Origin of the sequence: Bacillus sanguinis (assembly GCF_018332475.1) — a bacterium.
Classification (GTDB): domain Bacteria; phylum Bacillota; class Bacilli; order Bacillales; family Bacillaceae_G; genus Bacillus_A; species Bacillus_A sanguinis.
Genome location: NZ_BOQB01000586.1, coordinates 1 through 294, shown reverse-complemented (window position 1 = coordinate 294; position 294 = coordinate 1). Strand labels below are relative to the sequence as shown.

Annotated in this window: 1 protein-coding gene; it reads right to left on the bottom strand. The window is 34.0% G+C overall.

Features of this window, described 5'->3' with window-relative positions; genetic code table 11:
• On the bottom strand, window positions 1–294 hold a 294-nt coding region (locus KI369_RS28710), incomplete at both ends, for an N-acetylmuramoyl-L-alanine amidase family protein (protein WP_212959024.1).

Below are 294 nucleotides of genomic sequence, written 5' to 3'. Positions count from 1 at the left end.
ACTTACAAAAATATCTCCATTATTTTTTTGAGCAAACTCTACTCGTTTTTTCAATGAATCTGTTGAGTCTACTCCTGGACGTGTATTATCTGTACGAGTGAACATAACAGTAAATGGTGCCTTTTGCTCAAATATTTTCTTTAATCGTAATGATACATCTAATACTGTTTGGCTTTCTTTCTCATAATAACCAGGATTACCCGAGTCAATTCCGCCGTGACCTGGATCAATAATAATTGCTTTACCTTCTAAGAAGTTACCTTGCTTCACTGGGTTTAATTGATTTTTATCAAC